This window comes from Vibrio sp. F13 (genome assembly GCF_020806305.2).
GTDB lineage: Bacteria > Pseudomonadota > Gammaproteobacteria > Enterobacterales > Vibrionaceae > Vibrio > Vibrio crassostreae_C.
In genome coordinates this window covers 480,863-497,144 of the sequence record NZ_CP170175.1, presented here as the reverse complement: position 1 = coordinate 497,144, position 16,282 = coordinate 480,863, and the positions used below count along the sequence as shown (strand labels likewise).

Below are 16,282 nucleotides of genomic sequence, written 5' to 3'. Positions count from 1 at the left end.
CATGTCGTCTGAACAAACAAATAATGACCCATGGTCTCAATCGGCTCCTGCAGCTCAACCTGCAAGTGATCCTTGGGGTCAATCCGCTGATACCTCACCGTCAGCGGATTGGTTAAGCAGCGAAACCGTTGAAACGACACCTTTTGATCCACTTAACCCTTTTGCAGAGGCTGTGCTGCCTGTTGACACTTGGGTTGAGTCTGGACTGAATTGGTTAGTTGAGCACGGACGCCCATTATTCCAGGCAATCCGTGTGCCTATCGATTTTATCCTAAGTTCATTTGAAACGGCGTTGGTGTCTACGCCAGCACCATTCATGTTGATCATCTTGTTTCTAGTGGCATGGCAGTTTTCAAACTTGAAGCTTGGCGTTGCAACGGCCGTATCTTTGACTTTCATTGGCTTGATTGGCGCTTGGTCTGAAGCAATGACCACATTGTCACTGGTCATGACATCCGTATTCTTCTGCCTATTGATTGGCTTACCCATGGGGATATGGCTCGCTCGAAGTAACACGGCGGCTAAATTCGTGCGCCCAATTTTGGATGCTATGCAAACCACACCAGCCTTCGTTTATTTAGTACCGATCGTCATGTTGTTTGGTATCGGTAACGTTCCGGGTGTCGTGGTGACCATCATATTCGCACTTCCTCCTGTTGTTCGTTTGACCATCTTGGGTATTCAGCAAGTTCCGGAAGAATTGATCGAAGCGGGTCACTCATTCGGTGCAAGCAAAAAGCAGATGCTTTACCGAATTCAACTGCCACTTGCATTACCAACTATCATGGCGGGCGTGAACCAAACACTGATGTTGTCGTTATCGATGGTGGTTATCGCATCAATGATTGCGGTAGGTGGTTTAGGTCAAATGGTACTGAGAGGTATTGGCCGTTTAGATATGGGACTGGCCGCTGTTGGTGGTTTAGGCATCGTTATCTTAGCCATCTTATTAGACAGAATCACCCAAGTACTGGGTGTCAATGCTGGTAATACAAAATTACGCTGGTATCGCATGGGACCTGTTTCCCTTGTACTGAATGTACTTAATCGCGGTAACAAATCAGAACTTCAATTAAGGAAAAACAACAATGAATAATTCATGGAAGAGTAAACTCGCAGTAAGCATCGTTTCTACATTAGCGGTATCGACTAACGTGTGGGCAGCAAGCCTACCGGGTGATGGCGTATCAGTTCAGCCTGTTCAATCGTCTGTAGCGGAAGAGACATTCCAAACATTGATCGTTAACCGTGCTCTAGAAGAACTGGGTTATGACGTGAAATCAACTCAAGAAGTGGACTACAACGTAGGCTACACCTCGATTGCAAAGGGTGACGCAACGTTCCTAACGGTAGGTTGGTTCCCGCTTCATGCTGATAAATACACAATGGCAGGTGGTGATGAGAAATTCTACCGTGAAGGCCAATATGTAAGCGGCGCTGCTCAAGGTTACCTAATTGATAAGAAAACGGCTGAAAAGTACAACATCACCAACATTGGTCAATTAACTGATCCAAAAATCGCGAAGCTGTTTGATGCGGACGGTGATGGCAAAGCAGACCTAACAGGCTGTAACCCAGGTTGGGGTTGTGAGATGGTGATTGAACACCAACTTTCAGCGTTCAAACTGGACGATACGGTAACTCACAACCAAGGTAACTACGCTGCAATCATTGCAGATACAATTTCTCGTTACCAAAAGGGTGAATCAATCCTTTACTACACGTGGACACCTTACTGGGTAAGTGGCGTATTGGTGCCTAACGAAGATGTAGTTTGGTTAGAAGTTCCTTTCTCAGCACTTCCTGGCGAGCGTTCGAACGTGGATACGACGCTATCTAACGGCAAAAACTACGGCTTCGAAATGAACTCAATGCGCATTATTGCGAATAAAGAGTTTGCTAAGAACAACCCATCAGCAGCGAAGCTTTTTGAAATCATCAAACTTAACATCAATGATGTAAGCGCTCAGAACATGATGATGAGTAAAGGTAAGAACAGCTCTGCGGATATCGAAGCGCACGTAAACGGTTGGATCAAAGCGAACCAAAGCACGTTCGATGGTTGGATTACAGAAGCGAAGAAAGCAGCACTGTAACTTTGACTTGTATTTGTTCTGTCTTACCAGACACTTTGATTTGAAATGATGAGCGTGTTGAGTGATTGTGTAGAGTCACTCAATCACCTTCAAACCAAGTGAAAGGGCGACAAGAGTGAACATTATAAAGCCAGCAGTCCATTTGGATTGCTGGCTTTTTGTTTTCTGTTTCTATTTTTGAGCTTCTAGCTGTTAATTACAGCTCTAGCGTTCGCCTTGAACTTCGAAGTTGTCGCTGACTAAGCGAGCGCAGCCATCGGCTTCAAGTGCCCAGTGTTCATGATGTACAACGCCAAACGCTTTGTTCATTGTCCAACTCGCGGTAAGAATGTAACCGCCGTCTGGGTGCTCTTCCCATTTTACATCGGTGTAATCAACGTCTTTGAAACCTTGGTCGATGATGTTTTGCCAAAATGCTTGAATCGCTTCATGACCTTCAAAAGTACCAAATGGACGCGCTTCCATTACACAGCTTTTAGTATATTGATTGGCACAACCTTTCGCATCTTGGTTGTTGAAAGCCTTTTGCCACGCGTTAATGCCTTGCTTACATGCTTCTAAAATTTGGTTGTCTAACATTGTCTTTCTCCATAACAGTCTTGTTTCGAGCACTGTCTTTTTTATTTGGTATTTCGATAAGTTGAATTGAGTTTAGTCTTGGAAATTGATTTTAAAAACAGAGATAATGGAAAATACTGTTTGTAAAAAGAGAACAATAAGATGAGTAAGCTAAAGCAGATGTCGATTTTCGCTCATATCGTAGATCAGGGTTCAGTCTCGGCTGCGGCTGAAAAGTTAGAGTTGTCTAAATCTGTCGTCAGTCAACATCTCAAAATTCTAGAACAAGAGTTAGGCGCCTCTCTCCTTAAACGCACAACACGAAGACAAACTTTGACAAGCATGGGTGAGCGCTTTTATTTGAGTTGCAAAGACATCAATGTGATCGCTGAATCGGCTTGGGATATGGCAAAAGCCGAGCTAGAAGAGCCACAAGGCCGGATTCGTATCACAGCTCCGAATGCCTTGATGGATTTATTGGTAGCGCCTGTTATTGCGGATTTAATGAAGCAATACCCGAAACTAAAGCCTGAGCTGATCAGTGATGATCAACACTTGGATTTCATGGATCACGATATTGATCTCGCGGTACGAGTGGGTAGCTCGCGCGACAGTAATCTTAAGCAGAAACGGTTAGGCGAGTTTAAAGACGTGTTGTGCGGCGTAGAAAGCATGCGAGAGCGTGAACTTGAATCAATTCCTTATATTGCTAACTCATGGCAGGGAAAACAGGTGACTCATCATTTTAGCTCTCAAGGTGAGCAAGACTTCGTCTACCAACAACAAGCCAGTTGTACCACTAATTCATTCCATAGTTGCCTTGCACTGATTAAATCAGGTGTTGGTATCGGTGTGATTCCAGATTTCTGCATTCCTCAGTTATTTGGTGATGTTGTCGACGTGCTGCCAAGCTTTGAATTACCCACCAACACGGTTTATGCGCTAAACCCATTTGCTTCAAATACGCCTATCGCCATCAAGCTGTGTATCCAAGCGTTGGAAGAAAAGCTTAAGCAGAATTTAGTATAAGCTTTCTATCGTTGGTAAAATCCGGTGCTTAACCATATTTACTAATAAAAGAAATAACATGTTTATTACTCAGTAATTCGATCTTGTCGATAGTCAGTACGCAATAGCGGTAGTTTTTGTTTTTGAAGGTGATGTTCGACTTTTGTTCTGTTGGTTCTGAAAACTTCCATATTTCAAATCCGATGTTCTTCATAAGTTCCAATGCACTTGGGTTCTTTATGATCATGGAATACTTTTTAATCTTAGTATTTCTTGCAAGAAGCTTCATATCGGAAATCAGGTTCGCAATAGATTGTTCACGCTTCTCAGAGTGACCGCTAACCACAATGTAATTTAAGTTATGATTAGAATCTAAAGAGCAGGCTTGCTTAATATGTAGATGTTTATTTTGGTATTGCTCGAATACCTCTTCGTTGAAGAAAAAACCTAGGCTATGACTAACAATATCGCCATTAACATCGACCATTTTTCTGCCATGCGCCTTTTTTTCACTGCAATAGAGAAACAGGTCGATAGTATCAAGAGCTGAAGGATCCACCTTTGTATATTGTGAAATCAGCTTTATTCTATCTATTACTGATTTGTCATTCTGATCTGTCATTAGTGGCATGATCTGACAGTCGCAGCCTTCTTCTATTTCCCCTTTAGTGATAGACGATATTCGGCTTTGAAACGAAAAGAACCTCTCACGAAGGAAGTCTTCAAGTAATGCACTGTCTTCGTTATCTTCTGAATCAAAGGATTTCAACGTTGTATACAAGTCCAGACCAAGGCAGTCCAGTAGCTTTAGGGCTTTGTAATTACTTGGCTTTACTTTGCTATTTTCCCATCGATTTATCGTTACGACATCTACAGAGCTGAATTCATCATCTAAGTGATTAATGTATACCGCAAAATCCTTTTGCGTTAACTTCAATTTCTTGCGCGCTTCGCGCAGTAATTGCGGAAATTTCATCATGGTAGAATATTCATCTTTGATTAGTGACATTACGTTCCGATTCGTCAGATAGTCTATTTTATCAATCGTTAATATACAGTAGCTATAATATTTATTTTTGAATGTAATATTACATTTTTTAGCAGAAGGTTCTGAAAATTTAAATACTTCAAACCCCACGCCCTTCAAGAGTTTCATCATGTTGGGGTCTTTTACTAAAACAGAATATTTTTTAATGTTTTTGTTCTGAGAAAGTAACTGTATATCTGAAACTATATGCTCAATAACATGATTCTTTTGTCTCTGAGTGTGAGCTTATATTAAAATAATTTATGCTTTTGCTTGAATTTAAAGAGCAGGCCATTCTTAGATCTAGCTCTTGAGTTTTTAATGTCTCAAATTGATGGTCTTCAAAGAAAAAGCCTACGTTGTGACTCACAATGTCGCCATCTACATTGATCAGTTTGTGACCATGTGCTTTTTTCTCACAGTAATAGAGATATAAATCAATTTGGTCCAGTGGCGATATATCTACTTTTGTGAATTTAGAAAGTAGTTTGATTCTGTCGATAACGCCAGTGTCACATGGCTCTGACATTAAAGGCAGTGACTTAAAGTTGCGTTCGCCTTGTTGTTGATTCAGGCCTGATAGAGCTGAAATTCTACTTTGAAATGAGCCATAGGATTCGTTTAAAAACAGTTCGATTAGTGTGTCTTTTTGTTCGGACTTAAAGCTCTTTATTGTCTCAAACAAATCTCCGCCAAGGTGCTGTAAGATCTTGAGTGCTTTGTATGTACTAGGCTTTACCTTACTGTTTTCCCAACGATTTATCGTTACGACGTCAACCGCATTAAACTCATCGTCCAGCTGATTTAAGTAGGTTGCAAACTCTGTTTGTGTAAATTGAAGTTCCTTTCTGAAGTTACGTAACAACTGTGAAAACTCACTCATTAAAACATTAACCTTCTGATAATTAACTCAATGTCTTGATTCTAGTTTAGACATCGGATTCTCTATTTAACATCTTCAGTAATTTGTTTTTTACGGATGTTAATTGTTCGGATTATTTGAACTGTATGTTGCGCATGTCCCTAACAGGCTAAGTGCCAAATTAGTGACGTCAAATCTATGGCTTTTTGCCTAGACACTTGTCAATCTACTGTGAAGTGCGCGTTAATGTTCAGATACAATCTTGCCTTTTTCTTATCCATTCTATTGTTTCCATTTGCCTCCTATGCGGACACAACGGGTCTTGTTATGGATCTGTCTGTTGACAGCGCGTCTTACGACAACGACCAAGAGGTGGCTTATACGCTTGTTTTAACGAATGAGTCGGATAAAGCTATCGCTGAGTTGGACGTTAAAGATGAGCTGTTAAATATCTTAACGACAGATGATCAAGGGAATAATGTCAACGCGTTCTCGCAAGTCTCAACTCAAGCGCAATCCTCCTTCCTTTCATCTCCGGGTGATTACAGTCGCTTCGGGAATTTAGATGCATCAGGTGTACGTATTGCGGCTGGTGGATCGGTAACCTACACCATGGTCGCCACCGTTTCTGCTGACGCAGCTGGTACGATTGATAACGTCGCAAGTGCGAGCACTGGACTGTTGGATGCTATTGAATCAAATACAGAATCCATTCAGCGCGGTGTGTACCAACATGATGTTGTTGTTTCGGTCGATAAGACGAACTATCAACTCAATAACAAACTCACCTATAAGATTAAGGTTTCGAATACTGGCGATACCTTTATTCAGACGCTCGACGTTCAAGATGTCCTTTCAGACATAAAGGCACTCAATATTGAAGGGGCTTTACAACAAGCCTTTACTGACAACGTTAACTCAGTCAGCAAGGTTGAAGGTAGCAAGAGCGAACCAGGCACCTTCGCCGAATCAGGGGACTTATCAGTAAGTGGTGCGTCGATTGATATTGGCGGGTCTGTGACTTACGAAATTCAAGCAACTGTTGCCGACAATTTAGTCGGCGACATTGTTAATGACGACATAACTGCTGAAACACGCGATGACTTGGTTACAGTTGATGAGGTTATCACTCCACCCACTGAGCCTAGTATCACCCTGACACATACCTTGAACCAATCGGATAACTACCTAGTCGACGATGAGTTTTCCTATACGGTCACGGTTGCTAATCAAGCAAACACTGGTATCGCGTACTATTATTCGGTTCAGCAGTTTCTTGCGGATCTTGAAACCGATCTAGGTAACGATGTCAGCAACGAAAAGAACGCAACTGACACGGTTGGTAACCCTTACGATTTTTGGACCAATGAAGTGACCTCGATCGGTTCTAATAGCCTTTCTGAACTCAATGCATCTGGAAAGGAGTCCAACAAGTCACTAGAAGACAAAGTGTCTATCTATCCCGGTGAGCAGATTGTTTATTCCGTTGTGGTGGACGTTAGCCCTGTGTCTATTGGTCAAATTCCCCAAGTTGCAGCCCGAGTGGTTGATGCTGATGGCCACGCAGATTCTGGCGATGCTTTGGCCAATATTCTCGATTCGAAAGACGTTCTGACGACGTCATCAAGTCAAATTACACGTAATAAGAACACCACAGATACGACTTATGTTCCGGGGATAGTCGGTGATAACGAAGTGGTCTATGACATTGTTATTTCTAACAAGGACACAGAGTTCTTCGCCAACGATATCGAAGTTGTCGATAAATTTGCTTGTATCGTGACAGAGCAAGCGGATGGCTCTAATGCTTCAGCATTTTCCGAGTGGAAGCTTGAAGTCGCTGATAGAAGTGGTGAAGGATCGAATTATGGTTCATTTAATTACAATACTTGGACAACAAACGACATCAATTTGAAAGTCGACCTCGCACCTGAGGGCTTCGTTCATTATAAGCTGACCGCAAAAGTGGCAGATACCAGTGTGGGGCAGATTGTTGATGATGGTACCGATGCCGGCTTGTGCTTAGGGGATAACTTAGGCGAGTCGGGTTCTGGCGTCCAAATGCCAAACTCGAAATTAAAAGTCCAAAAGGAAGTGGATTCTCGTTACTACTCAGCTGGCGGTACCCTGAACTACGACATCACGGTAGAGAATAACGGTGACGGCTACGCGATTGATGTACCGGTTTATGATGATTTAGTCTCTGTCATGACTCAGTCTATTAACGATACACCGACTAAAGCATATTTGAGCTGGGTTATTACTGCGAAATCCTATGCCTCTGACGGCTCAATTTCGACAAACAGTGATCCCGGCTTTACTGGTCAAATTGAAGGTAATCAAAGCAATAAACTTATCTTGGACGAGAAGGCTAAGTTGGCCCCACACGATAAGATCGTTTATAGCATTGCGGCGATCGTAAACCCCATTGCCGATGATGAAATCCGTAATGAAGTGACAGTCGACAGCGTGCTTTATTCCGACAGAGGCTCATACCCACGAGATTACTACTTAGTATTGGATAAGCGTGTTGATGGCCATAACGAACAAAACGCGTATACCGACACCACCAATACTGTCACTTATACGATCAGCATTACCAACCCAGCAGGGAACGGTTTCGCCTCTAACATCAATGTTAAAGATGAAATCAGTACCATAGAAGCAGAGTTACTTCACGAGCCGGGTGAAACCAAGCCCGTGTTCTCTTCGTGGACGATCAGTGCAGAAAGAGAGGCAGACTCCCCGTGGGTGAAAGCCGTGACTGACCCTGGATCGTTCTCGGATAACAATGATCTGGATGCCACCGCTCAGCTCCCGCCAGGTGCGACGATTACTTATACCATTGTTGGGACACTCGATCGCAGTGTCGACAGTGAGATTCTTTGGGGAGCATTCACCAATACCGCAACAGTGACGGGACCAGATACTAATCTATCGGATACGGTACGTACCTATCCTAGCGAGCCGAATCTTGTAGTCGCTAAGACCGCTCAAAATACCGACTTTGTTGTAGGTGAGCGCGCTACGTTCGATATTTATATCTATAACCGCGGTGTTGGCTATGCAAATGACGCAACGGTACAAGATAGTATTTCAGCGCTTAACTTCTTTAATAGTTGGACAATTGTAGGTTCGACCAACACAGATAAACCGGGTTCTCGTTACGGTGACATTGCTAACGACACTGACATCGATACCGACGTTGATATCACTCCCGGAGGGTGGGTTCACTATGAGGTGAGCGGCATTGTTAAGTCTGACTATGAAGAAGAACAAGTATCGAACCGTGTTGATGTTTACGATCCTATTACAGACCGTGACCACAGCTCTTCCGCTCAAATAGATAACTCACACAGTACCTATGACATCAATGTTTCATTAGCCAAAACGACCGATGTTGTCCGCTACACGCCGGGTGAAGATCTCACCTACACCATCGTTATTGGCAATAACAGCGACACTGATGAGACCGATCTTATCTTCATGGATCGCCTGAGTGAGATCACTACTACGCTAGCGAATGATAAAGATGGTGAAGTAGAAGATGTTCTTAATCAAAACCCGTTTGACTATTGGTCTGTTGATACTGGCTCTGGTTTCGGCCCTCAAACGACTGAAGATGTGGAGTTCCCAGTTTCAATTCCGGCCAAAGACTTTGTCACGGTGCGTATTAAGGCGCATGTCAAAGACAATGCGGTATCTAACGGTGTAGCGGACAGAGACGGCGGCATAATCCGCAACGAAGCCGTGCTGATTCATGATGATAATGCCGGTTGTACTGACGATTGTGAGTATGCCAAACGTGCCGTGGCTGAAAACCATCAGGTACATAATAACGGCGGCGTTGTTCGCACTACTAACATTAACCGCTACTCTCCGGGAGATGAGTTGACTTATACCATTAGGTACAACTCTCAAGATGGACATGGTTATCGAAACAACGTAGACGTTAACGAACTGATTAATGACATATCAGTGGAGCTACAAGATGGCAATTCAGGTAATCCATTTTTCGATGATTCGGTAGGTTCAAACAAGTTTACGGTGGCGGTTGCTAAGAGCGATCCTGCGAACGCGGGTACAACAGATGGTACCAAAGACGGTGATGTTGCGAACGACACTGACATCGTAACCTCGATTGATATCGATGCTGGCGAAGACGTGACTTACACAGTAACAGGTACCGTAAGACCGGATGCGGTCGGTGATATTCATTATCGAGATACCGTCGTGATTCCCGATGACTACCATTTAGATTTTGATAAAACGACTGATGAAGCGGTGTACGAGCCCGCTCAAACCGTGACCTATCACTTAGTGATTGAGAATGACGGCAAAGGTAACGCTCACGATATTCCAATCGTCGATAACCTCGAAGATATTACGGTCAGCTTAGTGGATGGTAATACAGGACCAGCGTATTCAGATTGGACCATCACATCGATCGCAACTGGAACTGATTCTGAGTATGTGGATGCGGGCGCAGGTGCTGGCAATGTTTACACATCAACCAACAGTAACTTAAATGTTGAAGCCGATATTCCGATGGGCGCTAAGCTTGAGTACCAAGTTGTCGCGACCATCAATGACAAAGCCAATGGCGATGTTGTTAACGTTCTAACCGTTGATGGCGACACCATTTCTCATGATATTCAGCAAGAAGCTCGTAAAGTTGATTTTGAAAAGAACATTCTGGCGTATTACGACACGGATGAAAACGAACTGGTTGGCGCAACTAACTACATGCCAGGTGGTTATGTTGAATATGAAATTTTAATTGAGAACATTGCGAGCGCCCACGTTGATGATATGAGCTTGCGTGATGACATCGACCAAATTAACACTCAATACTTTGATGGAACGCGTGGCCCTGCATTTGATAGCTGGACGATTGAAACATTCACTGATAGCTCAGGTATTTCCAACCCAGATGTTGATAACTCAATCCAAGACAATAAGCCGATTGATACTCACTTCGATATCTCGGCAGACAACTTTGGCCGAGCTGCATCGTCAGCGTTTGTCCGCTATGTCATAAAAGCCAAGATCAGTCCGAAAGCGGTTGGTTCTTTTACCAACAAAGCTTTCATCGACGAAGACAATGGCAATGAGTTGATCGCGGTATCGCCACCATCAACGATGGCAGATCCTGAAGTCACGTTCTCTAAAAAAGCGTTTTATGATGCAGGCTTCTCTTCGCAAAAAACTGAATATTCTCAAGCTTCTGGTGAGAGTGAGGTTTATTACCGCGTTGAGATTAAGAATGCGGGTGATGGTATTGAATATGGTTCTCGCCTAGAAGATGCGATTTCGGAAATTCAAACTCGTATTGCAGAAGACAGCACCACAACAGGTGGTGATCCTGTTGGACAACCGTTCCTGGCTGGCTGGGAAGTTAGCCTAGATAAAACGGTTGCGACAGGCTCTATTACCGACGCGATTGACTTTGTACCGGGCAATAACATCGATATTGATAACGACATTGTTATCGCGCCTCAAGAAAGCCTAACGTTCACTATTCATGCTCAAATTCGTGAAGATGCATTGGGTGACATTCAAAATAAAGCGACGTACGACGGTAGTGCTCGAACAGCGAATTTAATGCCGCTTGAAAATAATACCAGTGTTGAAAAACGTGTGGTGTCGATCAACGGCAACCCGTTCAGTGATGGTGATACCTATCTTCCGGGTGACGAAGTTGAGTATGAATTTGTAGTCACAAACCCTGAAAACGGTTGGGCGAATGATATTCAGGTCAAAGACACAATCACAGACATTCAAGTCGAAGTGATTGGCGGTAAAACGGAATCCGCTTTTGTTTCTGGCGATATGACCCATGAAGTCAGCAATGGTATTGATGCCAATATTGATACCTATGTACCAAGCTACAACACCAGTGGCAACCTTGATATTGAAACCGATATTGCAGCGGGAGAAGTGCTGACCTTTAACTTAACCGGTGTCGTTCGTGACGACGCTTTGGGCACGATTGATGCGAACCAAGTGACCGCAGGAAGTGACTCTGCAACGTCGCAAGTGATACCACCTAAAGATGCTGAACTCGATTACTTCAAAACCTTGGTGTATACCGATGGTGAATCGGCAGGGTGTTCTGTTCCTTCAAACGATGGCAGCGGTTGTACTTACGCACCACGTGGTGATGTTGAGTATCAAGTTACGTTAGATAACACAGGCGATAGCATCGCAAATGACGTGAGCGTTATTGATGCGATTCACACCATTAAAACCGAAGATGGCGATGATGCGTTCTCTAGCTGGACAACGGCTATTGCGGTTGAACCTGTTGGCACTTATGACGTGCAAGGTAACTACAACGGTAGCGTACCATTGAATGCAACTGTCGATCTTCGTCCTGGTGAGCGTATTGTGTTTGACGTGAAAGGCACCGTGTCGACTTCAGCGACAGGCACTATTACCAACACGGCGCAAGTGAACGGTGATAACACCAACGACATCGTACTTGATCCGGGCCGCTCGAATATCCTGATTGATAAATGGACGGATACGCCTGAGTACGTGCCGGGTGGAACAGTGAATTACTACATCGACATCACCAATGACGATGTGGATTCTGGCCTGTTTTCGATTCGTGACATCATCAGCGGCTTTGAAGTCGAAACCGTCGACGGCTCAATGAAAACGGCATTGACAGAATGGACGGTTGATTACGATGTGCTTTATAACTCGGCGCCGTCAGACCCTGACGCTAATGATTTCTCAGAGTTAGATAAGCTAGTTGGTCAAAACAGTCCTGACATCGATTTACCTGTTGAATCGATCAAGATGGCAGGGCGTGACGATGCCGGTACGGGTGGCGGTGATAAGTACACAGTTGTCCGTATTCACGTCCAAGGCAAGGTACGAGATGACGCGATTGGGCGCTTTACTAATACGGCTTATCTACGACATGGTTTGGACGATTCAAAGATTGCTCGCTTACGAGAAGGCTTTATCACTCCGAAGTCGGGTCAATTGGTTCTAACCAAAGAAACGACGCCAATTGCAGAACCTGATGCCAAATACCAACCGGGTCAACCAATCTCATACAAGGTCACTGTGGCTAACACGGGTGAAGGTTACCTTGTCGATCAAGTTCTAACCGATCGTATCGACACTATCATGACAGAGGTGGCTAACAGCCCAGATCAAGAACAAGCGTTGACAGGTAATTGGGTCATTAGTGACGAACAGCTTGATGGCAGTGGCGATCCAGCACTGAACGCTCGCAAAGATGTGGTTAATAACACGCAGGGTTATAGTGCGACTTACAGCATTCACCCGGGTGACAGTTATTCATTTGTCGTGACCAACACTGTTAATGATAAGGCCAAAGGCGAGATCACTAACGTCGTTAAAGTTGATAGCGCCGACGGTGAGCACTCTGCAGACGCGACCTACATTCCAGAAGATGCGCAAGTTGAGATCACTAAAGATGTCGATAAAGCAGAGTACCTTCCGGGAGAAACACTTCAGTACACCGTGACTGTTAAGAATAACGGCTTAGGTTGGGCTGAAGATGTTGCTATTGAAGATGCGCTGAAGTCGGTTGAAACCACGATTGCAGGTGGTACGACTGAGCAAGCTTTTGACCCTGCTTCAATTCAAATATCTGCGGTATCGACAACCGGTGAAACCCCAGTACCGGATGCAACCCGTGGTGAAGACCTTCATGAGACGCTCGATATTGCGCCTCAAGACAGTATTGTTTTCACTATTCAAGTTGCGACTAATCCGTTGGCGACAGGCGATATTACTAACATCGCATCAGCGACCTTTGACGGCACAACATTTGATGACAGTGCTACCAGTACACCAGTGTTGGCGACGGTTTCGGTCAAGAAGACGGTTGATACGCCATCGTATGAAGTAACCAAGCTGATTAACTACGACATCACCGTAACCAACAGCTCTGATGCGTTTGCATCTGGTGTTCAACTTCAAGACATCATCAGTGACATTCAAGTCGACACGACCGCGGATAAACAAGAGTCGGCATTCCTACTATGGGAAGTGAGCTTTGACGCCTCGGATGATCGCTCTGTTGTCACTCCCAAGACGTTCGACTTGAGTGAAGATATCGATGTGAGTATGGATGTGGCGCCACAAAGTACCGTGACATTCCATGTTAAGGCGTTGATTCGTACGACGGCGATTGGCGATATCAGTAACACGGCAACCATCACTTATAACGGAACACCACAAGACTCAACGGTAGTCATGACACCGAAAGACTCTGAGTTTGTTGCGACGAAAACTAACGTACAAACCGAGTATGAGCCGGGTGGTGAGCTGGAATTCTTGATTACCATTGAAAACACCTCTAACAACTACATCAGCGATTTAAGTGTTGTCGATGACATGAGCACGATAGAGGTGGGCTATTACGATGGTACCACTGGGCCTGCTTTTGTTGCTGGAACCACTTCTTTGGTTGTTGAGTCAACCACGGTAGGAACGACGACGGAGCAAATTAGCCCGATTGAGTACAGTGTGGATATTGCACCGCACGGCACAGTTGTGTTCCGCTCAAAAGGCACCGTAGTCGATACCGCGACCGGACACATCATTAATACTGCGCAAGTAGATGGCGGCGATGTTATCAGTCCTCCAGTTCAAACAGTTGCGGCTGTGGTTCAAGCTGAGCTGTTTACCGATGCCCCGTATTACGTGCCGGGAGAGCAGGTTGAGTATCACTTAGTGGTGCAAAACATAGGCCGAGGTATAGCCAAAGATGTCGCGCTTTACACCCAGTTCTCTGAATCCATGGGTGATCATATTGATGGTAATTTTAGTAATGCGTTTGATGAATGGACACTAACGGCAACATCAGAAGGGGCTGAAACTCAACCTGGCACCTTTGATGACGACAAAGACCTGTTCACCTTGGTCGACATATCGCCGGGCGGCAAGATTGATTACACGTTCACATTGACGGTCAACGAAGACATGCTGACTAATATCGATGTGCTTGGATACTACCTCGACTTAACTGGTAGCCCAGCGATGCGCGCTCGTTCTAAAGGCATGTTGGCCTCTGAAACCTCGATGCAGGCAGTGGCAGATCAAGTATCTGCTTTGGATTTGCCGCCAGTGGGTGCTGATCTGGTTGTTGAAAAACGTTCTGATAAGCCTGAATACACCGAAGATGACGACAGTGTCACTTATTACTTAGCCGTGACCAACAACGGTCAAGGTAACGCGGCTAATGTTCGTCTAACCGATGAGATCAGTGGACTACAAAACAGCACAGGTAATAAAGTCTTTATCGATTGGACAATTGAAGGTGTGGAAGTCGACGACTCGGGCGCGGTTATTCAGCGTCATTCTTTCCCGTCGAATAAAGACTTAGACACTACCGTTAACCTGAAATCCAACAAACGAAATGCTTACGCGTTTGAGGTCGTGGGTACGCTAGGTAAGGGCTTGGATGACGACATTACCAATACCTTTACGGCGACCGAATCTGACGGTACCGAAACCAGCGACAGTGTAACTACTCATATCAAGAAGATTCCTGATAATTCTGGAGAGTTGGAGCTGACCAAGTCTGCGTTGCAAGATACCGCGCAAGTGGGTGATGCGGTTGAGTACGAGATCATCGTTGAGAACAACAATGAATCTTACTTTAAGAACGTGACTGTGGAAGACCGTTACCCAGGTGGTCTGAAATACATCGTGGATACATCAGAAGTTGTGCTAAGCGGCATTGATGGTGAGTTCGGTACGGAAGACGATCAGGTTATCTCTCAAGATCCATCAGATACGGGCAAGTTAATGTTCACATCGTTGAACTTTGATCCGGGCGAGAAGCTGCGTATTCGTTACTTATTGCGTGTCTCGGTAGGTGCCACTTTTGGTGATTACATCAACACCGCAGTAGCGAAGGTTGATGGCTCGGCTGTTTCTAATGAAGACACCGCCAAAGTGACCATTGAGCCGGACAAGGTGTTCGATACCTCATCGATCATCGGTAAAGTTTTTGAAGATCATAACAAAGATGGATTCCAAGCTGATGCAACCGCGTTTGATGTTGAGCTAACTGCGAACTTAGCAACACAAGGCTACATCGCTGATTCGACGCACATCATTCGTGATGGTCAAGATGTTGCTATTCAAGATGGTGCGATAACCACTGCACTTGAACAAGGTTTGGAGCTTGGTGACCTTTGGGGACATTCAGTGAACCGAACACTGCCAGAAACCAGCAAAGTGGTGATTCAATTTAAAACTCGCACACAGCAAAGCTTTGATTTCTACGTCACAACCGATGCGGGCTCTCGCATCGAGTTCGACGCACAAGGTCAGATTCAGTTTAAGCATGAATCGGACAAGAAAAAGGGACTGAGCGCAGAAAATCTCAACGTAACCAGAAACCTATATCGCGATGGTGAGGATTACCTGTGGGAAATCGTTATCGAGAACAAAGGTATTTACGAAGATGGTATTCCGGGCGTTAAGTTGATGACGGTTGAGGGAATCGTTATTTACACAGACCAGTACGGTCGTTACCACGTGCCCGACCAATGGGTACTCAATAAGAAAGGTAAGAACTTCCTAGTGAAGTTGGACACTGATTCGCTCTCCACCTCCATGGAAGTGGTAAGCGAAAACCCGAAAGTGTTGCGAATTACCCCGAACAAGCTCACCAAGTTCAACTTTAGCGTTCATCGCAAAAACCAACAAAGTGAACAGAAGTAAGCCATTGGA

7 protein-coding genes are annotated in these 16,282 nt (G+C 44.6%); 4 read left to right on the top strand and 3 right to left on the bottom strand.

Annotation, left to right across the window (positions count from 1 at the left end; translation table 11 throughout):
- The first annotated feature begins 1 nt into the window (after position 1).
- Positions 2-1,096: a glycine betaine/L-proline ABC transporter permease ProW gene (proW, locus tag LMH68_RS02190; RefSeq protein ID WP_229647197.1), complete on the top strand. Its 1,095-nt coding sequence runs from the start codon at positions 2-4 to the stop codon at positions 1,094-1,096.
- Entirely contained in the window at positions 1,089-2,096 is a 1,008-nt protein-coding gene (gene proX, locus LMH68_RS02185; RefSeq protein WP_017065955.1) for a glycine betaine/L-proline ABC transporter substrate-binding protein ProX, read from the top strand. The genes proW and proX overlap by 8 nt, the downstream gene beginning before the upstream one ends.
- Before the next feature lie 204 nt (positions 2,097-2,300).
- Here the strand turns inward: proX and LMH68_RS02180 are convergent, their stop codons facing one another.
- Positions 2,301-2,675 (bottom strand): YybH family protein, encoded by a 375-nt coding sequence (locus LMH68_RS02180; protein WP_413755441.1) that lies wholly within the window; start codon positions 2,673-2,675, stop codon positions 2,301-2,303.
- Positions 2,676-2,816: 141 nt separating this feature from the next.
- On the opposite strand from LMH68_RS02180, the gene LMH68_RS02175 reads away from it, so the two are divergent.
- Positions 2,817-3,683: a LysR family transcriptional regulator gene (locus tag LMH68_RS02175; protein ID WP_229647198.1), complete on the top strand. Its 867-nt coding sequence runs from the start codon at positions 2,817-2,819 to the stop codon at positions 3,681-3,683.
- A gap of 28 nt (positions 3,684-3,711) precedes the next feature.
- Here the strand turns inward: LMH68_RS02175 and LMH68_RS02170 are convergent, their stop codons facing one another.
- Positions 3,712-4,821, bottom strand: a complete 1,110-nt coding sequence (locus LMH68_RS02170) for a helix-turn-helix domain-containing protein (protein ID WP_413755439.1) — start codon at positions 4,819-4,821, stop codon at positions 3,712-3,714.
- A gap of 79 nt (positions 4,822-4,900) precedes the next feature.
- Complete coding sequence (locus LMH68_RS02165; protein WP_413755437.1) at positions 4,901-5,572, bottom strand: helix-turn-helix transcriptional regulator; 672 nt, start codon at positions 5,570-5,572, stop codon at positions 4,901-4,903.
- A gap of 306 nt (positions 5,573-5,878) precedes the next feature.
- Between LMH68_RS02165 and LMH68_RS02160 the strand changes: the two genes are divergently transcribed.
- On the top strand, positions 5,879-16,273 hold the full coding sequence (locus LMH68_RS02160; RefSeq protein ID WP_229647200.1) for a DUF11 domain-containing protein: 10,395 nt from the start codon (positions 5,879-5,881) through the stop codon (positions 16,271-16,273).
- Positions 16,274-16,282: the final 9 nt, after the last annotated feature.

Excerpts from the sequence above, each read along its gene's own strand:
- LMH68_RS02170 (WP_413755439.1), bottom strand. The coding sequence starts at position 4,821 with ATGATGAAACTCTTGAAGGGCGTGGGGTTTGAAGTATTTAAATTTTCA.
- LMH68_RS02165 (WP_413755437.1), bottom strand. The coding sequence starts at position 5,572 with ATGAGTGAGTTTTCACAGTTGTTACGTAACTTCAGAAAGGAACTTCAA.
- proX (WP_017065955.1), top strand. The coding sequence starts at position 1,089 with ATGAATAATTCATGGAAGAGTAAACTCGCAGTAAGCATCGTTTCTACA.
- LMH68_RS02180 (WP_413755441.1), bottom strand. The coding sequence starts at position 2,675 with ATGTTAGACAACCAAATTTTAGAAGCATGTAAGCAAGGCATTAACGCG.
- LMH68_RS02160 (WP_229647200.1), top strand. The coding sequence starts at position 5,879 with ATGGATCTGTCTGTTGACAGCGCGTCTTACGACAACGACCAAGAGGTG.
- LMH68_RS02175 (WP_229647198.1), top strand. The coding sequence starts at position 2,817 with ATGAGTAAGCTAAAGCAGATGTCGATTTTCGCTCATATCGTAGATCAG.
- proW (WP_229647197.1), top strand. The coding sequence starts at position 2 with ATGTCGTCTGAACAAACAAATAATGACCCATGGTCTCAATCGGCTCCT.